The 22,641-nt window shown below is 70.0% G+C and carries 21 protein-coding genes and 1 pseudogene; 14 read left to right on the forward strand and 8 right to left on the reverse strand.

Annotated elements, in window-relative coordinates:
• Nucleotides 1–7: 7 nt before the first annotated feature.
• The 4 genes and pseudogenes from mmsA (at nt 8) to OG352_RS13015 (ending at nt 5,134) form a co-directional block, all read left to right on the forward strand.
• Entirely contained in the window at nt 8–1,558 is a 1,551-nt protein-coding gene (gene mmsA / locus OG352_RS13000) for a multiple monosaccharide ABC transporter ATP-binding protein (RefSeq protein ID WP_329216867.1), read from the forward strand.
• Complete coding sequence (gene mmsB, locus OG352_RS13005; protein ID WP_329216868.1) at nt 1,555–2,802, forward strand: multiple monosaccharide ABC transporter permease; 1,248 nt, start codon at nt 1,555–1,557, stop codon at nt 2,800–2,802. The genes mmsA and mmsB overlap by 4 nt, the downstream gene beginning before the upstream one ends.
• Before the next feature lie 120 nt (nt 2,803–2,922).
• Nucleotides 2,923–3,084: pseudogene (locus tag OG352_RS13010) on the forward strand (aldose epimerase family protein); the annotation flags it as partial.
• Nucleotides 3,085–3,304: 220 nt separating this feature from the next.
• Nucleotides 3,305–5,134, forward strand: coding sequence for a pyridoxal phosphate-dependent aminotransferase (locus OG352_RS13015; RefSeq protein ID WP_329216870.1), 1,830 nt, complete (start codon nt 3,305–3,307; stop codon nt 5,132–5,134).
• A gap of 13 nt (nt 5,135–5,147) precedes the next feature.
• Here the strand turns inward: OG352_RS13015 and OG352_RS13020 are convergent, their stop codons facing one another.
• Nucleotides 5,148–5,495: a hypothetical protein gene (locus OG352_RS13020; protein ID WP_329224187.1), complete on the reverse strand. Its 348-nt coding sequence runs from the start codon at nt 5,493–5,495 to the stop codon at nt 5,148–5,150.
• A gap of 225 nt (nt 5,496–5,720) precedes the next feature.
• On the reverse strand, nt 5,721–6,467 hold the full coding sequence (locus OG352_RS13025) for an RHS repeat-associated core domain-containing protein (protein ID WP_329216872.1): 747 nt from the start codon (nt 6,465–6,467) through the stop codon (nt 5,721–5,723).
• Between the two features lie 38 nt (nt 6,468–6,505).
• Between OG352_RS13025 and OG352_RS13030 the strand changes: the two genes are divergently transcribed.
• From OG352_RS13030 to OG352_RS13040, 3 genes are all read left to right on the forward strand, one after another.
• On the forward strand, nt 6,506–7,867 hold the full coding sequence (locus tag OG352_RS13030; protein ID WP_329216874.1) for an FG-GAP repeat domain-containing protein: 1,362 nt from the start codon (nt 6,506–6,508) through the stop codon (nt 7,865–7,867).
• Nucleotides 7,868–8,031: 164 nt separating this feature from the next.
• Nucleotides 8,032–8,799 (forward strand): intradiol ring-cleavage dioxygenase, encoded by a 768-nt coding sequence (locus tag OG352_RS13035; protein ID WP_329216875.1) that lies wholly within the window; start codon nt 8,032–8,034, stop codon nt 8,797–8,799.
• A 535-nt stretch (nt 8,800–9,334) separates the two neighbouring features.
• Complete coding sequence (locus OG352_RS13040) at nt 9,335–10,450, forward strand: terpene synthase family protein (RefSeq protein WP_329216876.1); 1,116 nt, start codon at nt 9,335–9,337, stop codon at nt 10,448–10,450.
• 15 nt (nt 10,451–10,465) lie between these two features.
• On the opposite strand, the gene OG352_RS13045 is transcribed toward OG352_RS13040, so the two are convergent.
• Entirely contained in the window at nt 10,466–10,942 is a 477-nt protein-coding gene (locus OG352_RS13045; RefSeq protein WP_329216878.1) for an ATP-binding protein, read from the reverse strand.
• Nucleotides 10,943–11,069: 127 nt separating this feature from the next.
• Between OG352_RS13045 and OG352_RS13050 the strand changes: the two genes are divergently transcribed.
• Together OG352_RS13050 and OG352_RS13055 are read left to right on the forward strand one after the other, a co-directional pair.
• On the forward strand, nt 11,070–11,891 hold the full coding sequence (locus OG352_RS13050; RefSeq protein ID WP_329223812.1) for a helix-turn-helix domain-containing protein: 822 nt from the start codon (nt 11,070–11,072) through the stop codon (nt 11,889–11,891).
• On the forward strand, nt 11,888–12,190 hold the full coding sequence (locus tag OG352_RS13055; protein WP_329216880.1) for a DUF397 domain-containing protein: 303 nt from the start codon (nt 11,888–11,890) through the stop codon (nt 12,188–12,190). The genes OG352_RS13050 and OG352_RS13055 overlap by 4 nt, the downstream gene beginning before the upstream one ends.
• Nucleotides 12,191–12,233: 43 nt before the next feature.
• Here the strand turns inward: OG352_RS13055 and OG352_RS13060 are convergent, their stop codons facing one another.
• Together OG352_RS13060 and OG352_RS13065 are read right to left on the reverse strand one after the other, a co-directional pair.
• Nucleotides 12,234–12,893 carry a DUF4360 domain-containing protein gene (locus tag OG352_RS13060; RefSeq protein WP_329216881.1) on the reverse strand — a complete coding sequence of 220 codons (660 nt, stop codon included), beginning with the start codon at nt 12,891–12,893 and terminating at the stop codon, nt 12,234–12,236.
• Nucleotides 12,894–13,140: 247 nt separating this feature from the next.
• Nucleotides 13,141–14,757, reverse strand: a complete 1,617-nt coding sequence (locus OG352_RS13065; RefSeq protein ID WP_329216882.1) for an ADP-ribosyltransferase domain-containing protein — start codon at nt 14,755–14,757, stop codon at nt 13,141–13,143.
• 115 nt (nt 14,758–14,872) lie between these two features.
• Between OG352_RS13065 and OG352_RS13070 the strand changes: the two genes are divergently transcribed.
• Nucleotides 14,873–15,550 carry a macro domain-containing protein gene (locus OG352_RS13070; RefSeq protein WP_329216883.1) on the forward strand — a complete coding sequence of 226 codons (678 nt, stop codon included), beginning with the start codon at nt 14,873–14,875 and terminating at the stop codon, nt 15,548–15,550.
• 150 nt (nt 15,551–15,700) lie between these two features.
• Nucleotides 15,701–16,567: an intradiol ring-cleavage dioxygenase gene (locus tag OG352_RS13075; protein WP_329216884.1), complete on the forward strand. Its 867-nt coding sequence runs from the start codon at nt 15,701–15,703 to the stop codon at nt 16,565–16,567.
• 84 nt (nt 16,568–16,651) lie between these two features.
• Here the strand turns inward: OG352_RS13075 and OG352_RS13080 are convergent, their stop codons facing one another.
• The 3 genes from OG352_RS13080 to arfA form a co-directional block, all read right to left on the reverse strand.
• Nucleotides 16,652–17,113, reverse strand: a complete 462-nt coding sequence (locus OG352_RS13080) for an RrF2 family transcriptional regulator (RefSeq protein WP_329216886.1) — start codon at nt 17,111–17,113, stop codon at nt 16,652–16,654.
• The gene (locus OG352_RS13085) at nt 17,110–17,388 is read right to left on the reverse strand and encodes a hypothetical protein (protein ID WP_329216888.1); all 279 of its coding nucleotides are present in this window, start codon (nt 17,386–17,388) and stop codon (nt 17,110–17,112) included. Before OG352_RS13085 ends, OG352_RS13080 begins: the two co-directional genes overlap by 4 nt.
• Before the next feature lie 75 nt (nt 17,389–17,463).
• Complete coding sequence (gene arfA / locus OG352_RS13090; protein WP_329216890.1) at nt 17,464–18,978, reverse strand: arabinosylfuranosidase ArfA; 1,515 nt, start codon at nt 18,976–18,978, stop codon at nt 17,464–17,466.
• Nucleotides 18,979–19,265: 287 nt separating this feature from the next.
• On the opposite strand from arfA, the gene OG352_RS13095 reads away from it, so the two are divergent.
• The 3 genes from OG352_RS13095 to OG352_RS13105 are packed head-to-tail and all read left to right on the forward strand — an operon-like array spanning nt 19,266 to nt 22,631.
• Nucleotides 19,266–19,925 (forward strand): toxin-antitoxin system, toxin component family protein, encoded by a 660-nt coding sequence (locus OG352_RS13095; RefSeq protein ID WP_329216892.1) that lies wholly within the window; start codon nt 19,266–19,268, stop codon nt 19,923–19,925.
• A gap of 8 nt (nt 19,926–19,933) precedes the next feature.
• Entirely contained in the window at nt 19,934–21,205 is a 1,272-nt protein-coding gene (locus OG352_RS13100) for an MAB_1171c family putative transporter (RefSeq protein WP_329223813.1), read from the forward strand.
• Nucleotides 21,206–21,257: 52 nt separating this feature from the next.
• Entirely contained in the window at nt 21,258–22,631 is a 1,374-nt protein-coding gene (locus OG352_RS13105) for an NAD(P)/FAD-dependent oxidoreductase (protein ID WP_329216893.1), read from the forward strand.
• Nucleotides 22,632–22,641: the final 10 nt, after the last annotated feature.

Raw genomic sequence — 22,641 nt, forward strand, 5'->3', positions numbered from 1 at the left:
CACGACCATGGCGGGACCCGTCCTGGAAATGCGCTCGATCGTCAAGACCTTTCCCGGCGTCAAAGCGCTGTCGGACGTCACACTGACCGTCCGGCAGGGCGAGGTCCATGCCATCTGCGGGGAGAACGGCGCCGGCAAGTCCACCTTGATGAAGGTGCTCTCCGGCGTCCATCCGCACGGCACCTACGAGGGGGAGATCCTCTTCGAGGGAGAGGTCTGCTCCTTCAGGGACATCCGGGCGAGCGAGCAGCTCGGCATCGTGATCATCCACCAGGAGCTGGCGCTGTCGCCGTATCTCTCCCTGGCGGAGAACATCTTCCTCGGCAACGAGCACGCCAAGGGCGGGTTCATCGACTGGCGGGAGACCCTGCGGCACGCCTCGCAACTGCTGCGCCGGGTCGGTCTCGACGACCACCCGGAGACCCGCGTCACCGACATCGGCGTGGGCAAGCAGCAGCTCGTGGAGATCGCGAAGGCGCTCTCCAAGAAGGTGAAGCTGCTCATCCTGGACGAGCCGACCGCGGCGCTGAACGACGAGGACAGCGGCAAACTCCTCGATCTCATCCTGGAGTTGAAGAACCAGGGCATCACCTCGATCATCATCTCGCACAAGCTGAACGAGATCCGCAAGGTCGCCGACTCGGTGACGATCCTGCGCGACGGGCGCTCCATCGAGACGCTCGACGTAGCGGCGGCGGAGACGACCGAGGACCGGATCATCAGCGGCATGGTCGGCCGCGACCTCGACCACCGCTTCCCCGAGCGCACCCCGCACCAGCCCGAGCAGGGCGCGGCCCCGGCCCTGGAGATCCGCGACTGGACCGTGCACCACCCGATCGACCAGCAGCGCAAGGTCGTCGACGACGTGTCGATCCAGGTGCGGCGCGGGGAGATCGTCGGCATCGCCGGCCTGATGGGCGCGGGCCGCACCGAGCTCGCGATGAGCGTCTTCGGCCGCGCCTACGGCCGCTACGCGGGCGGCACGGTCCTCAAGGACGGCAAGGAGATCCGTACCAGGTCGGTCGCCGAGGCGATCGGGCACGGGATCGCGTACGTCACCGAGGACCGCAAGCACTACGGCCTCAACCTCATCGACACGATCAACCGCAACATCTCGCTGACGGCCCTGAACAAGGTCGCCAAGCGGGGTGTGGTCGACGAGCAGGAGGAGCGGCAGGTCGCCGAGGGCTTCCGCAAGTCGATGAACATCAAGGCGCCCACGGTCTTCGAGTCGGTGGGCAAACTGTCCGGCGGCAACCAGCAGAAGGTCGTCCTCAGCAAGTGGATCTTCGCGGGTCCGGATGTGCTGATCCTGGACGAGCCGACGCGCGGGATCGACGTCGGCGCCAAGTTCGAGATCTACACGGTCATCGACCAACTGGCCGCCCAGGGCAAGGCGGTCGTCTTCATCTCCTCCGAGCTGCCCGAACTGCTCGGCATGTGCGACCGCATCTACACCATGGCCGCCGGGCGGCTCACGGGTGAGTTCCCGCGGGCCGAGGCCACGCAGGAAGTGCTGATGCGCCAGATGACGAAGGACAAAGAGGTAACGCGATGAGCACGGACGTGACCGACAAGAGCCCGGCGGCCGCGCCGCCCGGGAAGAGCGGGGGCTCGGCCTCCGGCGGCGGGCTGCTCCGGCTCGTGCTGGACGGGCTGCGTCGCAACATGCGCCAGTACGGCATGCTGATCGCGCTCGGCCTGCTCGTGATCCTGTTCCAGGTGTGGACGGGCGGCGACCTGCTGCTGCCGCGCAACGTCTCCAACCTGGTGCTGCAGAACAGCTACATCCTGATCCTCGCGATCGGCATGATGCTGGTGATCATCGCGGGCCACATCGACCTGTCGGTCGGTTCGCTGACGGCGTTCGTGGGCGCCTTCGCGGCCGTACTGACCGTGCAGCACGGTGTGCCGTGGCCGCTCGCGCTGGTGCTGTGCCTGGCCATGGGCGCGCTCGCCGGCGCGGCGCAGGGCTTCCTGATCGCCTACTTCGGCATACCCTCCTTCATCGTCACCCTCGCGGGCATGCTGATCTTCCGCGGTCTGACGGAGATGTTCCTGAAGGGCCAGACCCTCGGCCCGTTCCCCGACGGCCTGCAGAAGATGGGCAACGGCTTCCTGCCGGCGGTCGGCCCGAACACCAACTACCACAACCTCACGCTGCTGCTGGGCTTCGGCCTGCTGGCCTTCGTGGTCCTCCAGGAGGTCCGCGACCGCAAGCGGCAGCAGGAGTTCGCCCTCGAAGTGGCGCCCAGGAACCTGTTCCTGCTCAAGCTCGTCGCCATCGCCGCCGCGATCCTCGCCGTCACCATGCTGCTCGCCAGCTACAAGGGCGCGCCGATCATCCTGATCATCCTCGGCATGCTGGTGGTCGGTTACGGCTACGTCATGCGCAACGCCGTCTTCGGCCGCCACATCTACGCGATCGGCGGCAACCTCCCGGCGGCGAAGCTGTCCGGCGTCAAGGACAAGAAGGTCACCTTCCTTGTCTTCCTCAACATGGGCGTGCTCGCGGCCCTGGCGGGTCTGGTGGTCGCCTCCCGCCTGAACGCGGCCTCGCCGAAGGCGGGCCTCAGCTTCGAACTCGAGGCGATCGCCTCGTCGTTCATCGGTGGCGCGTCCATGAGCGGCGGTGTGGGAACCGTCCTCGGCGCGATCATCGGTGGTCTCGTCCTCGGCGTGCTGAACAACGGCATGAACCTCCTCAGCGTCGGCACCGACTGGCAGCAGGTGATCAAGGGCATGGCCCTGCTGCTGGCCGTCGGGTTCGACGTGTGGAACAAGCGCAAGTCCGGTTCGTAAGTCAGCTCGGGCCCCGCCGGAAGGCGGGGCCCGACCTTTGTCGGGGGCGCACGCACGGAACCGAACCGACGCACCGTCATCGCATCAGCCGCGGCCGCGGGAGCCGCCGCCACCACACTCGGCACCCTCACCGGCACCGGCGGCCGCACCTACCGCCAGGGCGACGCCCTCCGCCTGGAGACCCAGCACTTCCCGGACGCGCCGAACCAGCTGTCGTTCCCGTCGACGACACTGCGCCCGGGACAGACGTACAGGACGACGACGATCCACACGTTCGACGCCTGCCAGGTCCCCGACAGAAAACGGGGACGGGCAACTGGACAGATAACCAGACAGGCAACGCGCCTTCACAGGTGGGGCACAAGTTCTTACCGATTCCTCAGCGGTTGAACAGCCCCACCCCAGCCTCCGTATGTACGGGTGGCCCGCGCTCCCCCGCGCGGGCCACCCAATGACGACGGGCCCGGTCGTCCCCGCCGGCTCCGCCCCATACGGAGGTTCCATGGCCGACAACGTCTCCTCGTTGTTCCGCAACACCGCGGCGCACAGCCCGTCGATGGCGGCGCTGACTCGCGAGGGCGGCGAGGGGGTCGGCCCGGTGGACTTCTGCATCCCCTGCAACCCGTACTTCCCGACCCCGGCCATGTTCGACGAGATGGCCGCGCGGCTGCGCGACATCATCACGTACTACCCGAGCAGCGCCGACACGATCACCGCCGAACTGTGCAACCTGCTCCAACTCCCGCCGCAGGCCGTGGCGATGGGCAACGGCTCGACGGAACTCATCACCTGGATCGACCACCTGCTGGTCCGCGAGTCCCTCGCCATCCCCGTCCCCACCTTCGGCCGCTGGACCGACCAGCCCATGGAGACCGGCAAGCGGGTCGACATGTTCCCGCTCCAGGAGTCCAGCGGCTTCGCCCTGGACCTGGCCCAGTACGCCGAGTTCATCCGCGCACGCGGCACCCGGGCCGCCGTGATCTGCAACCCGAACAACCCCGACGGCGGCTTCCTGCACAAGCACGCGATCGTGCAGTTCATGGACGCGATGGCCGACCTGGACCTGATCGTCATCGACGAGTCGTTCCTGGAGTTCGCGGACGCGGAGGCCGAGCCGAGCGTCGTCCAGGAGGCCATGCTCCGCCCGAACGTGATCGTGCTGCGCAGCCTGGGCAAGAACTTCGGCCTGCACGGCATCCGCTTCGGCTACCTGGTCGCCAACCCGGCGCTCGCGGGCAAGGTCCGCTCGATGCTGCCGAAGTGGAACCTCAACTCCTTCGCCGAACACGTGGTGTTCATCCTCAAGCAGCACGGCCTCGAGTACGCGCAGAGCCTGATGCAGGTGCGCCGCGACCGCCTCGACATGGCGAGCCAGCTCAGCGCGCTGCCCGGCCTGACGGTCTATCCCTCCCAGGGGAACTTCCTCTTCGTGCGCCTGCCCGTCGGCGCCGAGGGCACCGTGGTCCGCGACCGGATGCTCGCCGACCACCGCATCCTGGTCCGCGAGTGCGGCAACAAGATCGGCTCCTCCAGCCGCTTCCTGAGGCTCGTGGTGCGCCCCCAGGTGGACGTCCGCCGCCTGGTGTCCGGCCTGGAGCAGGTGCTCTACGGGACCAGGAGGGGAGCCCCCGTGCCCGAGCTGAGCGCCGGCGTCGGCTACAGCTCGGGGATGGCGGCCGTGGACCGGCTCGTCACCAACGGTGCGGGCATGCCGGGCCTCGCCGCCCAGGCGATGAGCATGCCGGCACCGGGACTGGTGGCCGCGGCGGCACCGATGGCACCGGCGGCGGCGATGGCCCCGGCCGCGATGGCCCCCGCGATGGCTCCGGCGATGGCGCAGCCCACGCCCTCCGACGGCGCCGGAATGCCGCTCCCGGCGGCGGCCCAGATCTTCCCCCAGTCGGTGCCGACCCCGGCCCCGGCGCCGACTCCGTTCCCGACCCCCGTCCCGACTCCGTTCCCGACCCCGGCCCCGGCGCCGCCGATGGCTCCGGCGGCGGCGATGGCACCGGCTGCGATGGCACCCGCGATGGCACCGGCGGCGATGACTCCTCCGTCCATGGCCCCGCAGTCCATGGCTCCGCAGTCGATGGCCCCGGCGATGGCCCCCGCCATGGCCCCGGCGGCCATGGCTCCCCAGATGGCCCCGCCGATGGCCGCCCCGCCCATGGCCGCTCCGCCGATGGGTCCGACGCCCACCGGCGTCCCGGCCCGCGGCGGCCTCACCGCCGCCCAGGTCCGCGGCACCAACGGCCTCTCCCCCGCGGCGGCCACCGGCTGGCCCAACGCCCAGAGCTGGCCGAACGCGGCGGGCATGGGACAGGCGGGCTAGTCACTCCGCCGCGTCAGTAGGCGACGGGCCAACCTCCGTTCCAGTTCAGGAGGTTGATGCCCAGCTTGGGTGTGCCGTTGTCGTTGCCGTCGTGTTCGGCGGCCAGTTCATGACGAGCGTCGCAGGCCGCCTGAGCGGCGCGGGGGTCTTCGAACTTGGGTGGCGCGACTCTCTGCCCGGTGCCTGCCCCGGGGGTGGTCCGCACAGAAAGGTGACACTTCGGTGCGGGAGTGTCACCTTTCTGCACCTCACCTACCGGGGGCCCGGCATGGGCGCGTTCCGCTTCCGCCGTCTCGCGCATCCCCACGCCCGACGCGGCGAAGTTTCGCAGCACCTGCGAACGGTGCGGCTCCTTCACCACGACCGTACCGAACCCGGACCGACTCGTGTCCCTCCCAGCAGGAGGCTCACGTCCAGCGAGAGCATGCGAAAAACGGCATGAAGCGCCCCTCAACACGAACGGCTCCCCCGGAGGATTCTCCGGGGGAGCCGCTGGTGGCACGTTCGCCTCAGAGGGCAGTCGTCCCGAGGCTACGCAAGGATCGAGATCAGATCTCGCGCAGCCTTGGAGACCTCGTGGTCCGGATCATCCAGCAAGCGCCGGAACACCCCGGCGCCCGCTAGAACAGCGCCCTGGCTCGCGGCCTCCCAGGCGATCTTCTCCTGATACCCCTCCGCGTCCTTTCTGCGCCGCCCGCTTCACCTGCGACGGCTTCGGGCGCGACTTCGGCTGGGAGCGGGGCTTGGCTCGGGGCTTCGGGCGGGCCGCTGCCTTGCGGGCCACCGCACGACGGGCTGCCGCCTTCTTCGCCGCCGCCCGGGCCGCGCGGGCGCGGGCCTGGGATGCCGCCCTGCGCGCCGCCGCCTTCTTCGCCGCCGCGCGGGCCGCTGCCCGCTTGGCCGCCGCTCGCTTCGCCGCGGCCGCCTTACGGGCCGCTTCCCGCTTCGCCTTCGCCGCCGCTCGCTTCGCGGCCTCGAGGGCGCGCTTGCGGGCCAGTGCCGCCGCCCGGCAGGCCGCCGCCTGGGCCGCCTTGCGGGCCGCGATGATCGCCGCGCGGCGGGCTGCCGCGCGGATCGCCGCCTGGATGGCGATGCGGGCCGCGATGCCGATCAGGATCGGGAAGAACTCGCCCGACGGGTCGGAGAACGTGGCCGGGGCGTTGTTGCTGTAGGCGTACGGGTTCATCGTGGCCGGCCGGCCGTAGTCGACCATCGGGTCGACCGTGATGAACCGGCCCGTCGCCGGGTCGTAGTCACGGGCGCCGAGGCGGGTCAGGCCCGTGTCCTTGTCGACCGTGCCGCCGACGAAGCCGCGCTGTCCGGGCCAGGCCATGGGCGACCGACTCCAAGGGCGCGCAGGCGCGGATCACCGTGCCGAAGGCCCTGCTCGACCAGCACAAGGGCGCGAGCGGCGGGCAGTTCTCGTGGAAGGCGCAGGCCGAGGACACCGCCGACTCGGCGTTCGCCTCCGACTGGACGCCGACGGCGGGCGCGGCCGGCTGCCGGTTCGGCTTCGACCCGAACGCGCCGAAGGTGATGCCGACGGTCGGCTCCAAGGACGACGTGTATCCGGAGACGACGCCCGACATCGAGCCGGTCGAGGGCGCGTTGGCGCGCACCGAGGGCACGTTCGAGTTCGGCGCGAACGGCGTGTCGGACACCACCGAGTACCTCTACAGCCTCGACCGCACCCCGCCGAGCAGTTCGGCGAAGCCGACGGCCAAGGGCGGCCCGGCACAGGCGAAGGTCACCCCGCTGACGCCGGGACCGCACACGCTGTACGTGCGTCTGGTGGACGTGGGCGGCAATCCCGGCCCGATCTACCCGTACCGCTTCTACGTGAAGAGCCCTGGGGTCACGGACAAGCCCGGTGACGTCAACGGGGACGGCATGCCGGACCTGTTCGCCGTGGACGGCTCCAACAACCTGCGGCTGTACGGCGGGACGGGCGGCGGCAAGCTGGCGACGACGCTCCCGCTGTCCTCAGGCGGCGGCTGGAACGGCGCGCTGCTGACCCACCGCGGCGACTGGACCGAGGACTTCTACGAGGACCTGGTGGCCCGCCGCTCCGACGGCAAGCTGTGGCTGTACCCGAACAGCGGGCAGGGCGAGTTCACCGAGGACACCAAGCAGGAGGTGTACGTCTTCCCGGACCCGGAGACGGAGGTGGCGACGGACACCGCCGCCATCAAGCAGATCGTCTCGGTCGGTGACATCACGGCCGACGCCGAGGCGAGCCACCCCGACTTCGTGGCGGTCATCGGCGACCAACTCTGGTTCCTGCCGGGCAGCTTCAGCGGCACGCTCGACTCCGGTTACCTGATCGGGAACTCGGGCTGGAGCGGGATGCTGCTCGCCTCCCCCGGCGATGTGGACGGCGACGGCTTCACCGACCTGATCGCCCGCAACACGGCAGGCGGCGACGTGTGGCTGTACCACGGGCGCAGCCCGGGGGACGCGGACGGCGACGGGGTCTCCGACGGCGGCACCGACCCGGCGTCGCTGGGCACGGGTGCCAACAGGGCGGCGTACGCGACGGGTTGGACGACGGCGGCCCGACCGCTGATCACCGCCTCGGGCGACTCCGACGGTGACGGCGTCTGCGACCTGTGGACCACGACGGCCAACGCCTCGGCGGGCCTGGACTTCGTGCCGGGCCGGGCGAGCGGGCTCGTGGGCACTCCGGTCCCGGTCGGCACGACGGGCTGGCAGGCGATGAAGCTGCTGTCGTGACAGCCGCGCAGTAGGTGAAGAGGAGGCCGGTCGCCCAGCGGGCGGCCGGCCTTCACCATTCCCATCTTCCTTGTCCTGCAAGGAACTTGACGGATCGTCACTTTGCCTACCTGACAGCCTCTCAACAGGCTCCCGATAGGAACCGGCCCTACGGTGCCGTGTTCATGACAGACACCTCAGAAACGCGCACTCCCGTCGCGCGCCGAACCGTTCTCGTCGCCTCGGGTGCGACCGCAGCGGCCCTGGCCGTAGGCGCCGCTGCCACGTCCGAGGCCCCCACCGCCGAGGCGGTCGACGCGGCTCCGGTCGCCGCCGCGGCCGTCTGCACCCTCACGAAGGAGATGACCGAAGGCCCCTACTATCTCGACGGACAGTACGTCCGCGCCGACATCACCGAGGGCAAGGCGGGCATCCCGCTGAAGCTGGCCCTCACGGTCGTCGACGACGACACCTGCGTCCCGCTGAGCAACGCGCTGGTGGAGATCTGGCACGCCGACGCCCTCGGCGAGTACTCCGGCTTCGTCGGCAACAACGGCCACAGCGAGCCGGACAGCGGCACCTTCCTGCGCGGCGGCGTCCTCACCAACTCCAGCGGCGTCGCGTCGATCACCACGGTCTACCCCGGCTGGTACCGGGGCCGCTGCATCCACATCCACATCATGGTGCACACCGGCGTCACGCTCACCGCCGACGGCTCCTTCACCGGCGGCCAGGAGATCCACACCGGGCAGCTCTTCATCGACGAGACGATCACGACCGCCGTCGCGAGGATCTCGCCGTACTCGACCAACACGGTCACCCGCACCACCCTCGCCCAGGATTCCATCTACGACGAGGGAGGGGCCGCGTCCGGCCTCATGACCCTGACGGCACTGGGCAGTTCGACGTCCGCCGGGTACGCGGGAACGCTGACCCTCGGCGTCGAGAGGTGACCCCGCACCCGACCCCGCTCCAGACCCGCACCGCGTAACCCCCGCACCTACACCCATATCTGACTGGGCGTCACCATAGCTTCGGTGGCGCCCAGTCGGTATGTCGCCGCCCGCACGCCCGCACTCAAGCCCTGGAACGCGCCGATCACCTACTGGCTCGGATGCGTTGGTCACCGGTTCACCGACGCCCTTCACCCCTCCGCCCTCACTCAGTTCGATGAGACACATGTGCGACTGCGCAAGGTGGTCGAACCGGCCCGTCCAGTTTCGGTCATATCGTCCTCGCGACGCCTCCCACGTGCCCGGCGACGGCCCGCACGGCGCGTAGATCTCGCGGGCGGCCCCTATACAGGCCCCCCGTGGCGGCGAAATCGCGGCCACGCGCAAGACCGGACGCCCTGTCTCTTCCCGCCCGAAATGGCATGCTGCAGGGGCGGGTCGACACTGCTGTGAGTGGGCAGGACTGGAGAGCGGTTGCTGTTGTGGCCAGAACCAGCCATTCCCTGAAGCGGCCTGTTACCTCACCATAAGACGCATGAATAGCGACACTTCCACGCGGGAATTGTCAGTGCCGAGTGTGTTGTGCCCGTTTCCGGTCACATACGACGAGGCGGCGGCTCGCAAGGCGGACGATGAGATCGTCGCCTGGGCGCTGGACCTCGATCTCTTCCCGGGACAGCGGAACGAGCTCGGCGGGTACCGCTTCGGAACGTTCGCGGCGCTGACCCACCCTGACGCGGTCGACCACGATCACCTGATGCTCGCGGCCCGCAACATGACCGCCCTGTTCGCGGCGGACGACCACTACTGCGACGAGGGCGTCGAAGGCGTCCGGCTCGCGATGAGCGCCTCCCGGCTCGCGGGGGCGTTGACCGCGCTGGAGAACGGCCCCCGGCTGTCCGACTGCCCCTCGACCGAGGACTTCGTCGGCGGCGACCCGGTGACAAGGTCGCTGCGCCTGACCGCCGAACACATCACCCGCCTGGGCACGCCGACGCAAGTGGGCCGTCTGCGCCACGAGACGATCGCCACGTTCCTGGCGATGGCGGCGGAGAACTCCTGGCGCATCGCCGGGCACGTGCCCGACCCCGCGGAGTACATGGCGCATCGCAAGTACAACGGGGGCATGGCCTGTCTGGCGCTGATCGACGTCGTCGGCGGCTACGAACTGTCCGCCCGCGACTGGGAGGAGCCCGGCGTGCGGTCCCTGTCGCTCGCCGCCTCGCTCATGATCATGCTGGTGAACGACCTGTACTCGGTCGCCAAGGAGAGCGAGGACATCGGCAGCCACAGTCTGCCGACCGTGCTGTCCGCACGCCACGGCTGGTCCCTCGAACAGAGCATGCGCGCGACCGGTGAACTCCACGACCGTCTCATGTGCGCGTACCTGCGCATGGAGCCCGAGGTCGCGCGCGACGCCTCGCCCGAACTCACCCGCTATCTCACCGGACTTCGGCACTGGATGCGGGGGAACCTCGAATGGCACACCCTCACCGGTCGCCACAACAACCGCGAGGGACGCCCGACTCCGAAGACGGGACCGCTGGGTGCCACCCACGACCGCGCGGACGTACGCTCCGCTGCTGCCGCCGGCCTCTGCCCCCACTGCGGGGACGACCACCACCAGGACGCGGCCACAGCGGTGGCGTAGAAGGGTCGGAGTGGGTCAGGGGGCCTTCTTGGCGAGGGCGAGCCAGTTCGGTACGTCGACCTCGACCCGTACGGTCTTGCCGGGCGGCGGCTCCCGGTCCACGACCTCCCAGCGGGCGGCGAGCGCGTCGACGAGGACGAGCCCACGGCCGGCCTCGTCGAGGGGGCGCGGGACGGACACGGCACCGGGTCCGGGCGGCAGCGGCCCGCTTCGCGTGTCGGTGACCTCGACGCGGACGCTCCCGGGCGGGAAGGAGAGCCGCAGCTCGAAGTCCCGTCCGGGCACCCGTCCGTGGGTGACGGCGTTGGCGGCCAGCTCGGCGACGACGACAGCGACGTCGTCGGAGACGTCCGTGCCGTGCGGGATGCCCCAGACGTGGAGCTGGTGCAGCGCGAGATGCCGTGCCAGGCGGGCACCGCGCGGCGTCGCGCTGAAACGCTGCTTGAACACACGTACGGTAAGCAGCGGTTGGGGGGCGTGGCGTGCAGTCATGAGGCCAATGTGGCGCGCGCGGAGGGTGAATCTCCAGGTGACCACCGCGTACAGCGGAAAAGCGTACGCGGTCACGGACTGGACAGTACCGGTGACTGGCCGTGACCATGGGGCGCAGGAGGTGACCATGACGGTCGAAGGTGAGCCCGAGTCGTCGGACAGCATGCGGACGTTCGGGGCGGTGGTCCAGGCGTTGCGCATCTTTCACGGGCTGAGCAGGGAGGAGTTCGCCGGCCTCATCGGCTTCTCCAAACACACGGTGGCGTCAGTGGAGTTGGGGCGGCGACTGGCGGATGTGGACTTCGTCGAAGCGGCGGAGGCGGTGCTCGGCAACACAGGGGCCTTGAGGAAGGCGGCAGAGTGCCTTGAGCGCCAGCCGGGGTTGGCTTCTTGGTTCCGGCGGTGGGCCGGACTGGAGAAGACGGCGATCACGCTCTATACGTACGAGTGCAGGATGATCCCTGGGCTGCTTCAGACAGAGGCGTACCTGCGGGCACTGTCCGCCGATCAGCTTCCGCCACTGGACGACGAGCAGATCGAGGAACTGTGGGCCGCTCGGGCCGATCGGCAGCGACTGCTGCATGAGCGACCCAACACCGCGTTCAGCTTCATCCTCGAAGAGCACCTGTTCCTGCGGCGCACCGGCGGGGCGGAGGTCACACTCGGGGTCATCGACCACCTGCTGGACATCAGCAAGTTGCGGAACGTGGAGATCCAGATCATGCCGACGATCCAGGAGTCACATGCGGGACTTGCAGGCCCGCTACAGCTGCTGGAGACGCCAAAGAATAAGTGGTTCGGCTACGCCGAAGGGCAGGAGAGCGGCCAGTTGATCTCCGACCCCAAAGTGGTCAGCGTGCTCCAGGCACGGTATGCCAGGATGCGTTCACAGGCTCTCACCCTCGGAGACTCCGTGAGCCTGCTGCAACGGATGCGAGGAAACTTATGAGCACCTCCGAACTGGCCTGGTTCAAGAGCAGTTACAGCAGCAGCGCTTCCGGCGACTGCGTCGAGGTCGCGCTGACCTGGCACAAGTCCAGCTACAGCAGCGGCTCCGGCGATAACTGTGTCGAGGTTGCCCAGGCCTGGCACAAGTCGAGCCACAGCAGCGCGTCCGGCGACGACTGCGTCGAGGTTGCCACCTGCCCCGCCCGGATCCACGTCCGTGACTCCAAAGACAAGCGCGGCCCCCAACTCGCCGTCTCCCCCGCCGCGTGGGCCGACTTCGTGGTCCACGCGGCAGGGTGACTGTGACCCCAGCACTCCCAGGGCCCCTAGGGTCGAGGCCGGCTCACTTGGCCGACTTGGCGGGGCACTGCTGCCACGCCATGTGGTAGATGGTGCTGAGGTCGCCGTCGGTCGAGTCCATGGTCATGAAGCTGACCTTGTTCGACGGCGAGGTGCCCGCGTTCACCCGGAGTTCGGTGTTGATGTTGAAGTTGCGCTGAACTCCGCAGGGGGCCCAGACCAGTTGGGCCCACTCGGTGCTGTCGGTCGCCTGCCAGTTGTCGTTGTACGAGCCGGTGTAGTTGTGGTTCTTGAACACCGTCTGCGACGAGCCCTGGAAGTAGTACGAGGCCCGCTGCTGGGCGGTCGCGCCGCGCTGGAGCGAGGCGTAACCGCGGTAGTCCGCCTTGGCGATGGCGTAGGTGAAGCCCGAAGGGACATGGACGATCAGGTTGAGCTGGCAGTTCTTGCGGAACGCCGTCGGGTTGGAGCCCCCGCCGACCTGCGCGAGGTAGTCGCTGTAGGTCACGGTGAAGGCGGTGTTGTCCTCGGAGACGGCGACCGCCGCCGTACCCGCGGGACAGCCGGAGCCGTTCACCGTCGCGACGTTGATGACGATCTTGTCCGGGGGTGGGTCGACGAACCCGGTGGACGGGTTGTGCGCGGGAACCGCAGCGGTCAGCAGAGCGGCTACAGCGCCGCCCAGGAGCAGCCCACTTGCCATGGTCTCTCCCCTTCGTTCGGATCGGTGGGGGGTGGATGCGCCAAGGCTCCGCACAGCGACCTTGTGAAGGATCAATGGGGTTGCTGTGAAGAAAACAGGGCGATCGCATCGTAAGGAGCCCACCGGGAACCGCCCAGGTTGAAGTCCGGCCATTCACCCTGGCCCGTTCACACACTGCGGGTTCACACACTGCGGGTTCACACACTGCGGGTTCGCACACTGTGGGTTCGCACACTGCCGATGCGTGTCAGGACACCAAGGGCTGCTCTTCCGACTCGGCCAGTTTCACGGTGCACAGGCCGCCTCGCTCGGTCTTCACATCCACCACCTCGAGCTGCGTGCCCGGCAGCAGGATGAACTCCTCCTCGTCGGTGAACGCGGAGAAGCTGCGGATGCCTACGGCCCGACGGGGCTGCACCTCGAAGAGAGTCCGCTTGCCACGGCTGCCGAGGAACGCCCGTGCCACACTGAACTTGGACGTGCACGAGGACACGCCCCACCAGGTCACAGTCCGCCCGAGCGGGTACTGCGCACGCAGGTCCAGCGACACGCCACGCCACAACGACTCCGTGCGGGCGGGGAGTTGTGACACCGCCGAGAACAGCAGCCGCAGATACGGCAGGTAAGGGACGGCCTTGGTCCGGTCCGGTGAGCGCAGGATGGCGTTGATCTCCCGGTAGAACGCCGACTCGCAGGTGTAGAGGTAGAGGGCGGCGATCACGTCGGCGGACAGCCCGACGGCCGCCTCGTCCGCCCGCCGTTTGCCGAACTCGTGCGACTTCTGGACGTGCCGGTCGAGACCGGACAGCAGTGCGGCGACCGGCGAGACGGCGTCGCGGAAGTCCATGACCGGGGTGTCGAACACCCCGCTGATCGCGGGGAGCACGAGCCCCTCGTCCTTGACGCTGGAAAGCCGCTCCAGGTAGAGCTGGTGCAGTTCCATGGTGGACGCGATGAACGCGCCCATGCGTTCGGCGGTGCCGCCGTCCGTCCCGCCGGCCTCCGCCACGGACTTGTCCCAGCCCTTGCTCGGCAGCCAGTCGATCTCGTCGACGCCCATCGACGCGAGGGCCGCGTTCACCGTTCCGAAGTGCTCGCCCTCGCAGAAGACGTCGCCCTGCGCCGCGGGATTGGGGTGGTCGATGTGCCGGACCTCGACGTCCGGGTACTTCTGCTGAAGCCGGAGGACGACCTTCTTCAGACTGCGCGCGTGAGCGCCCCACCACGCGAAGACGACGGCACGGTCCTCCTCATCGGCGTTCTGCTTCGCCTTGAGGATCTCCTCGACGATCCGCTCGGCGACCGGACGCCAGAACGCGGTGTGCGGGTCGGCTCCCCTCGGCCCGTCGCTGCTGGCGGTGAGGGCCGCGTTCAGCAGCAGCACACCCTGGGTGAGCATCGCCTGGAACCACTCCGGCGGCTGCACGGTGTCCTGCTTCTTCAACAGCGCGCGTACGTCGGCGATCGGCGTCTTCTTGGGAATGCCGTACTTCCACATCGCCGCCGCCTTGATGATGCAGCGGATGCTGACGACCCTGCCGAACTGACTGTCCGTCCAGTCGTGGAAGGTGTTGTCGAACATGGCGATGCCGGTGGCGCTCTCCGGCCGCGGGTAGGGGTTCTGGCCGAAGACCACGACCTTCCACTTGTGCGGCAGGTTGGGCTTGAGCGCCTGGAAGGTCAGTTCGCGCACGGGAACGACCTCCGGGCTGCGGCCCGGGCCGATGAACGCGGCCGCGTCCGGCTGCGCCTCGATGACCGGCTTCAGCAGCGGAAGCCACGGTTCACCGCCGCCCTTGAACAGCTCGGCGAGAGCCAGCGGGTCGGTCGGATCGTGCTGGTCAGGGGTGTTGGCATCGCTCATGGCCGGGAGGCTAGCAGCGGGGTACGACAACGACTCGATCTTCGAACTCCGTTGTCAGTGGGGCGCGGTAGCGTCGTGAGTGGTGGAAAGACCGTTTCTCACGTGGGAGTGCACTATGACCGTGAACTGCGAACAGGCACCGCTGAAGGTCGTGTTGACCGACATCAACGCGGCCGTGGTGGAGGCCTGGCGGGCGGCGTTCGCCGACACCCCCGAGATAGAGATCCGCAAGGGCTCGATCCTCGACGAGGACGTCGACGCCTGGGTGAGCCCGACCAACTCGCGGGGCCGGATGGACGGCGGAGTCGACGCGGCCGTCAAGCGGCACCTCGGCGCGGGCATCCAACTGCGCGTGCAGCGGGCGATCCGCGACCGGTTCGAGGGGCGGCTCCCGGTGGGCAGCGCGGTGTGCGTCCCGTCCGGGGCGGTCAGCCCGAGGTTCCTGATCTCGACGCCGACGATGGAGACGTCCTCGCAGAACGTGAGCGAGACCTTGAACGTGGCCCTGGCCTGCGCCGCCGCGTTCCAGGCGATCCACCAGCAGAACCGGGAGTCGGCGGGCAGCATCGGGTCGGTGGCGCTGGTCGGCATGGGCGCCCACACCGGTCGGGTACCGGCCCGGGTGTGCGCCAACCTGATGTGGACCGGCTACACCCTGTTCAACGACCACCGCTTCGAGGACTACGACGACCTGCGCGCCACGATCGTCGCGCAACTCGACGACATAGAGAGCGCGCCCGCCGAGAAGCGGGTGCGCATCGCGCCGCCCAAGCGCCCGGCCGCCCGCCGCTGACCGGCACCCACTGACCGGTATCCACTGACCGGCACCTGCGGCGTGATGCCCGAACTCGTGAGTAAACAACGGCAGTTGACCGTTGGATCCCCAGGTCCCGCACAGCGCAACGTTAAGGATTTCCTCAGATACGCCCCTAACTTCCTCGGCATGACGGGAAACACCGAGCACCACCACGAGACCATCGGCTCCAACTCCGGCTCCGGCTCCGACGGCGACCGGTCCGGGAAACACCGGCTCGACAAGTCCATGAAGCGGCGGCGCGTGCTGATCGGCGGTACGGCGGTCGCCGCCGCGGGCGGCCTCGCCGTCGCCGGGTTCGCCTCGGCCGACACCCCGAGCGGGGACACGGAGGTGTCCGCCGAGGCCAAGGCCTCCACCAGCGCCTCCGCCACCAGCGGCATCTGCACCCTCAACGCCGAGGTCACCGAGGGCCCTTACTCCCTCGACGGCGCCCTCGTCCGCGAGGACATACGGGAGGACAAGGAGGGCTTCGAAGTCCAGTACACGTTCACCGTCGTCGACCAGGCCAACGACTGCGCGCCCCTCGCCGACGCCCTCGTGGAGATCTGGCACTGCGACGCCCTCGGCGAGTACTCCGGCTTCGTCGGCGGCAACGGACACGAGGAGGAGGACAACGGCACCTTCCTGCGCGGCGGGCAGATGACCGACGCGAACGGCGAGTGCAGCATCACGTCGATCTGGCCCGGCCACTACGTCTCGCGCGCCGTCCACGTCCACATGCGGGTCCACACGGAAGTGACGCTCACCGACGACTCGTACACCGGCGGCGAGGTCATTCACACCGGTCAGCTCTTCTTCGACGCCGACATCAACGAGGAGATCCAGGCGACCTCGCCGTACTCCGCGAACACCACCAAGGAGACGGCCCTCGCCGACGACAGCATCTACGACGACGGAGGCTCCTCCTCCGGCCTCCTCACCCTCACCGCCCTCGGCATCGGCGTGTCCGACGGCTACAAGGCGACGCTGACAGTCGGCGTCAACTCCACCTGATCAGACGGAACTTGATCAGAGGTGACCTGATCAGACGGGACCTGATCGGACGGAGGGAACGGCGGCCCGGTACCTCGTAGTGCACTACGGGTTCTCCCAGGCCGCCGGTTCCGCCGCCAGCTCCCGCACGGGGGCCGGGAGCGCGTCCGCCGCGATGTCGGCGATCGTGACGCCCTCCAGGACCCGGCGCACGTTCGCCCGCAGCGCGATCCACAGCGGAAGCAGGGGCTGCGCGGAGCCCGTGTACGTCAGGCCGGTCGGACGTTCGCCGCGTACGGAGACGATCGGGCCGTCCACCGCCCGGATCACGTCCGCGACCGTGATCGCGGCCGGGTCGCGGGCCAGCCGGTAGCCGCCGCCCCCGCCGCGCCGGCTGTCGACGATCCCGCCGCGCCGCAGGTCGCCGAGGATCCCCTCCAGGAACTTGTGCGGAATGTCCTGCTCGGCGGCGATCGACTCCGCCTTCACCGGGTCGCCGCCGCCGCTCCGTACGGCGAGCTCCAGAACCGCCCGTACCGCGTAGTCCGCCCGTGCCGAGATCCTCATGGCCCCATTGTGGGGTCCGCCGGTCGCGGGCTCCGTTCCTCCCGTTCCTCCCGCTCCTCCCGCTCCTCCCGCTTCTCCCGCTTCTCCCGCGCCCGCAGGGCCGCCCACAGCACGGCCCACGCGGGGACCAGGTACCAGGGCAGCGGCCAGGCCGTACGCCACCATCCGGCGCTCGGCGAGACGACGGCTTCGACGGCGGCGGACGCCATGGCTGCGGCCAAGGTCCAGCACAGCAGCCCGCCCGCCCACCGCGCCGCCCGGCCCGGACGGTTCATGCCGCCAGTGTGCGGCCGACGGCGCGATGATCGGAAGTGCCGGGAGTGACCCCGTGCAGGCCCTACCCGCAGGCCCTACGCCAGCCTGATCACGTTCCACGACAGCGGTTCCAGCGTCGCCGTGAGCGTGCCGCCGTCCGTCAGCGCCGTGCCCTCGGCCGCGTGCGGGGCGACCCGCTCGGGGTCGGCGAGGGTGTTACGGGCGTCCGGGTCGGCGTCGGCGAGCACGCTGTGCTCCACGACCGACGTCAAGTCGAGCCCGTTCAGGCCGACTTGGAGGGGCAGCGCGTCGGTGCGGCTGCGGTTGACGGCGAAGACGGTGACGGTGCCGTCCTCGGCGCGGACCGCGGTGGCGTGCAGCAGATCCGCCTCGCCGTACTTCAGCGTCTCGTACGTCGGCGAGTCCACGCGCACGTCGAGGACCGTGCCCCGCCCGTACTTCGAGGCCTGCGCGAACGGGAAGAACGTCGTCTGCCGCCACGCCGGGCCGCCCGGCTCGGTGAGGATCGGGGCGATCACGTTGACGAGCTGGGCGAGACAGGCGACCGTCACCCGGTCGGCGTGCCGCAGCAGCGCGATGAGGAGCGAGCCGAAGACGACGGCGTCCGTGACGCTGTAGTTGTCCTCCAGCAGCCGGGGGGCCTCCGCCCAGTCCCGCGCGGCGGAGTCCTCGATCGCGTGCCACTGCGAGATGTACCAGACGTTCCACTCGTCGAAGGAGAGGTTGATCTTCTTCTTGGACTTGAGCTTCGCGCCGACGTGGTCGCAGGTGGCGACGACGTTCTCGATGAACGACTCCATGTCGACGGCGGAGGCCAGGAAGGAGTCGACGTCGCCGTCCTGCGGCTGGTAGTAGGCGTGCAGGGAGATGTGGTCGACCAGGTCGTACGTCTCCGCGAGGACCGTCGCCTCCCACTCGGCGAAGGTCGGCATGGACTGGCTGGAGGAGCCGCAGGCGACCAGTTCCACGGACGGGTCCATCTGGCGCATGGCGCGGGCGGTCTCGGCGGTCAGGCGGCCGTACTCCCCGGCCGTCTTGTGGCCGGTCTGCCAGGGGCCGTCCATCTCGTTGCCCAGGCACCAGAGGCGGATGCCGAAGGGGGCCTTGTCGCCGTGCGCGACCCGGAGGTCCGAGAGGGCGGTGCCGGCGGGGTGGTTGGCGTACTCCTGGAGTTCCAGGGCCTCCGCGACGCCCCGCGTGCCGAGGTTGACCGCCATCATCGGCTCGGCCTGCGGGCCGATCTTGCGGAGGAAGGAGATGTACTCGGAGAGCCCGAAACGGTTCGTCTCCGTCGAGCGCCAGGCGAGGTCGAGGCGGCGGGGGCGGTCTTCGGCGGGGCCGACCGAGTCCTCCCACTTGTAGCCCGAGACGAAGTTTCCGCCGGGGTAGCGGATGGCGGTGACGCCGAGTTCGCGGACGAGATCGAGGACGTCCGTGCGCAGGCCTTCGGCGTCCGCTGTGGGGTGGTCCGGTTCGAAGATGCCCGTGTAGACGCAGCGGCCCAGGTGTTCCACGAAGCTGCCGAAGAGGCGGGGGTTCACTTCGCCGATGGTGAAGGCGGGGTCGAGGGTGAGACGTGCGGTTCGCATGGGCGCCTTTCCAAAGGGGATGCAAAGTTTCGTTGGCGGGTGCCGGCTCGTCGTGGCTGGTCGCGCAGTTCCCCGCGCCCCCAAGGGCGACTGGTCCGCCGGCTTGAAGATCGACTCGCCGCCCCTGCCAACGTATCGGCCGTGGCCTGCGGGCAGTAGGCCTCCTGATCCCTCAACTGGGCCTCACCGATTCGCGTACGGCCATCTCGTGACGCGGACACGACCGGCCGCGTAGGCTCGGGCGGCTGCCGACGGGTGGTCGAGGAGGGGGAGCGGAGGGGGAGCGGATGGATGTCGCGGGCGCGCGCGGGAGGGCGGCCCGGATCGCCTCGACGCTGCGGCGCGTGCGGACCGGACCGGCCATGCGTGAACTGACCGGCGAGCTCTCCGCCGCGTTGCGGGAACGTTCCGGGCGGCCGTCCGGGCAGCCCTCCGGGGTGCGGGACGTGTGCCGGGCGCTGTGCGAGGAGATGACCGCGCGGCGCGACGGGCGGCCCGTCGAGGTGCGGTTCGAGCGGTTCCCCGACGAGATCGAGGTGACCGGACTGTGGGTGGAGTTCCAGGACTTCGACCTGGTCATCGTCGAGGAGCGGGCCGAGGCGGTGCAGCAACTGGTCATCCTCGGCCATGAGTTGTGGCACCTGCACGCCGGACACCACCACCATCACGGGGCCGGCACGGCAGCCGCCGCGGCACGCGCGTTCGCCGACCGCCCCGGCTGGCGGGACGCGGCCGCCGCCCTCTCGGTCGCCGCCCGCAGCGGCTCCCGGGCGGACGAGGAGGCCGAGGCCGACGACTTCGGCCACCGGCTCGCCGCCCACTTCCGCCACTACCTGGCGGAAGGGGACCAATCCGGCACCGGGCCGTCCGGCACCGGGCCGTCCGGCGAGACGGCGGCGGTGCAGCGGACCCTCGGCTATCGCGGGCGGCGGGGTCCGGGACGGTGAGCGACGGAATGTACGTCTCCTTCTGGCTGCCCACCGTCGTCCTGGGCGCCGCCCTCGCCATCAAGCTGCCCAGCATCCTCAAACTCTGGCGGGACCCGCTGCTGCGCGCCGTCGGCGGCCTGCTGGTCTTCGCCTGCGCGGTGTTCGTGTTCGCCGCCCCGAAGACCATCGCCTGGACCAACCGGGTCACCGGGGTGCCGAACATCGCGGCGCCCTGGGTGTACTCCCTGCTCACCGCGCTGTCCGCGTCCTGGCTGCTGCTGGTCATCGCCTGGCGCAACAACCTCACCGAGCGCGGGGCCCAGACGCGGCGCGCGACCCGCTGGGTGGTCTCCGTCTACGCCGGTGTGGTGGCCCTGCTGTGGGTGCTCTTCGCGCTCGCCGACGTGCCCGTGGAGCGGATCCAGGACCTGGACACGTACTACGCCAACACGCCCTTCATGCGCGAGGAGATCCTGCTCTACCTGCTCGCACACACGGTGGCCTGCTCGGTCACGGCCCGGCTCGTCTGGAACTGGAGCCGCACCACGGGCCTGGACGCCTGGCTGCGCTGGGGACTGCGCTTCCTGGGCGCCGGCTACGTGACGAACCTGCTGTTCAGCGCGGCCAAACTCACGGCCGTCGGGGCCCGTTGGACCGGGCACGACCTGGACTGGCTGAACACCAGCATCGCCCCGTCGGCGGCCTGTATCGCCGCCACCCTGGTCGCGGTCGGCTTCATCGTGCCGCACGCCGGCCAGTACCTTCAGGAGCGGTGGCGGGTCCGCCGCCGGCACCGGAGCCTGCGGCCGCTGACCCGGCTGATGCGGACCGTCACGGGCGGCCGCGTGCCGTTCGACCTGCGCGCCACCCCGGAACTGCGGCTGATCCGCCGCGAGACGTTCATCCGCGACGCGCTCCTCCAACTGTCCCGGCACCTCGACGACGACCTGCGCGCCCGCTCCTACGACGCCGCCGTCGCCCTCGGCGTCGAACGCGGCCGGGCCCAGGCGCTGGCCGCCGCCGTGACACTGCTGGACGCGATCGAGACGCGGCGGCGCGAGCAGCAGCCCCCGTCCGCCGCATCGGCCACTCCGGACAGTCCGGCTACTGCGGCTACTCCGGACGCGGTGCGCCCGCCCAGCTCTGCCTCCGGCCCGTCCAGCCCCTCCGGCCCGGACACCACCTACCTCCTCCGGGAGATCCAGGACGTGTCCCGTGCCCTTCGGCACCCCGTCGACATCCAGGCGGTCCGCGCCCGCGCGGTCGCCCCGGCAGAGAGCTTGTCCACGCATGAGTGAACCCTCCAACCCCGCCAGAACCGCCGTAGTCCTGGGGGGATCCCATGCCGGCATGCTCGCGGCACGCGCCCTGACCGGTCTGGGCGGTCCGGCCGGCCTCGCCGACCGGGTCGACCGGGTCGTCGTCGTCGAGCGCGACGTACTGCCCGACGGCCCCGCCCCCCGCAAGGGCCTGCCCCAGGCCCGCCACGCCCACATGCTGTGGTCCGGCGGAGTGCGGGCGGTGTCGGACCTGCTGCCGGGCATCACCGAGGCGCTCCAGGACGCCGGGGCGCGCCGGACGCCGGTCACGACGGACATGGTCGTCCTGGGCACCCGGGGCTGGTTCCGCCGCTGGCCCGAGTCCCACCACGTGCTCCTGGCCGGCCGCGACCTCCTGGACGCGACGATCCGCACCCGGGTTCTCACCGACCCCCGGGTCGAACTCCTCACCGGCACCGAGGTGTTGGGGCTCGTGGGGGACACGGGGGCGATAACCGGGGTGACGGTCAGGTCGCGGGACGGCGACGACGTACGCGTCATCGAGGCCGATCTCGTCGTCGACGCGACCGGGCGGGGGTCCCGGGCGGGGCTGTGGCTGGTGGAGTTGGGGCTCGGGGCGGTGGAGCGGCGGGAGGTGGACTCCGGGCTGGCTTATGCCAGTCGGCTCTATCTGGCGCCCGAGCAGGCACGCTCCGGGTACCCGATCGTCAACGTGCAGCCCGACATGCGGGACGGTGAGCCGGGGCGTGCGGGGTTTCTGCTGCCCATCGAGGACGGCCGCTGGATCGTCACGCTCAACGGCACCCGGGGCGGCGAACCCTCCCCGGTCAACGACGACTTCGTGCGCTTCGCGCGTGAGGAACTGCGGCACCCCGTCATCGGGGAACTCCTCGAACAGGCCGAGCCGCTGTCCGACGTGTCGTACACCCGGGCGACCGTCAACCGCCGGCACTTCTACGAGCGGATGCCTGCCTGGCCGGCGAACTTCGTCGTCCTCGGCGACGCCCTCGCCGCGTTCAACCCGCTCTACGGTCACGGTCTCGCCGTCGCCGCCCAGAGCGCGGTGATCCTGCGGGACGTCGTCCGGCGGCACGGGTGGGGCACGCCCGGACTGTCCCGTCGTATCCAGAAGGCGCTGGCCCGGCCGGTCGGCACCGCCTGGGACCTCGCCGTCGGCCAGGACGTGTTCTATCCCGGCGCGACGGAGAAGGGACCCACGCTCCGGGACCGGCTCGTGGCGTCGTACGTCAACCGGCTGATGCACACCGCCACCGGCAACGGGCGGATCGCCCGCCGGGTGACGGACGTGACCTCGCTGGAGCGCGGCCCGGAGGCGCTGCTGAGTCCCTCGGTGCTGGTGGCGGCCGCGCTGGGGCCGTTGAAGCCGGCGTTGACCGGGCCGCCGTTGACGGGGGACGAGTTGAAGCGGGCGGGGCTGCGGTAGGCCCAGGGGC

It is taken from the genome of Streptomyces sp. NBC_01485 (assembly GCF_036227125.1).
In the GTDB taxonomy this organism is placed as follows: domain Bacteria; phylum Actinomycetota; class Actinomycetes; order Streptomycetales; family Streptomycetaceae; genus Streptomyces.

What these genes read in the sequence shown, in the direction of transcription:
- OG352_RS13085 (WP_329216888.1), bottom strand. Translation starts at nt 17,388, where the DNA reads ATGAACCGTCCGGGCCGGGCGGCGCGGTGGGCGGGCGGGCTGCTGTGC.
- OG352_RS13060 (WP_329216881.1), bottom strand. Translation starts at nt 12,893, where the DNA reads ATGGCAAGTGGGCTGCTCCTGGGCGGCGCTGTAGCCGCTCTGCTGACC.
- OG352_RS13100 (WP_329223813.1), top strand. Translation starts at nt 19,934, where the DNA reads ATGTACGTCTCCTTCTGGCTGCCCACCGTCGTCCTGGGCGCCGCCCTC.
- OG352_RS13105 (WP_329216893.1), top strand. Translation starts at nt 21,258, where the DNA reads ATGCTCGCGGCACGCGCCCTGACCGGTCTGGGCGGTCCGGCCGGCCTC.
- mmsA (WP_329216867.1), top strand. Translation starts at nt 8, where the DNA reads ATGGCGGGACCCGTCCTGGAAATGCGCTCGATCGTCAAGACCTTTCCC.
- OG352_RS13045 (WP_329216878.1), bottom strand. Translation starts at nt 10,942, where the DNA reads ATGACTGCACGCCACGCCCCCCAACCGCTGCTTACCGTACGTGTGTTC.
- OG352_RS13065 (WP_329216882.1), bottom strand. Translation starts at nt 14,757, where the DNA reads ATGAGCGATGCCAACACCCCTGACCAGCACGATCCGACCGACCCGCTG.
- OG352_RS13095 (WP_329216892.1), top strand. Translation starts at nt 19,266, where the DNA reads ATGGATGTCGCGGGCGCGCGCGGGAGGGCGGCCCGGATCGCCTCGACG.
- arfA (WP_329216890.1), bottom strand. Translation starts at nt 18,978, where the DNA reads ATGCGAACCGCACGTCTCACCCTCGACCCCGCCTTCACCATCGGCGAA.
- mmsB (WP_329216868.1), top strand. Translation starts at nt 1,555, where the DNA reads ATGAGCACGGACGTGACCGACAAGAGCCCGGCGGCCGCGCCGCCCGGG.
- OG352_RS13055 (WP_329216880.1), top strand. Translation starts at nt 11,888, where the DNA reads ATGAGCACCTCCGAACTGGCCTGGTTCAAGAGCAGTTACAGCAGCAGC.
- OG352_RS13050 (WP_329223812.1), top strand. Translation starts at nt 11,070, where the DNA reads ATGACGGTCGAAGGTGAGCCCGAGTCGTCGGACAGCATGCGGACGTTC.
- OG352_RS13080 (WP_329216886.1), bottom strand. Translation starts at nt 17,113, where the DNA reads ATGAGGATCTCGGCACGGGCGGACTACGCGGTACGGGCGGTTCTGGAG.
- OG352_RS13025 (WP_329216872.1), bottom strand. Translation starts at nt 6,467, where the DNA reads ATGGCCTGGCCCGGACAGCGCGGCTTCGTCGGCGGCACGGTCGACAAG.
- OG352_RS13035 (WP_329216875.1), top strand. Translation starts at nt 8,032, where the DNA reads ATGACAGACACCTCAGAAACGCGCACTCCCGTCGCGCGCCGAACCGTT.
- OG352_RS13075 (WP_329216884.1), top strand. Translation starts at nt 15,701, where the DNA reads ATGACGGGAAACACCGAGCACCACCACGAGACCATCGGCTCCAACTCC.
- OG352_RS13015 (WP_329216870.1), top strand. Translation starts at nt 3,305, where the DNA reads ATGGCCGACAACGTCTCCTCGTTGTTCCGCAACACCGCGGCGCACAGC.
- OG352_RS13040 (WP_329216876.1), top strand. Translation starts at nt 9,335, where the DNA reads ATGAATAGCGACACTTCCACGCGGGAATTGTCAGTGCCGAGTGTGTTG.
- OG352_RS13070 (WP_329216883.1), top strand. Translation starts at nt 14,873, where the DNA reads ATGACCGTGAACTGCGAACAGGCACCGCTGAAGGTCGTGTTGACCGAC.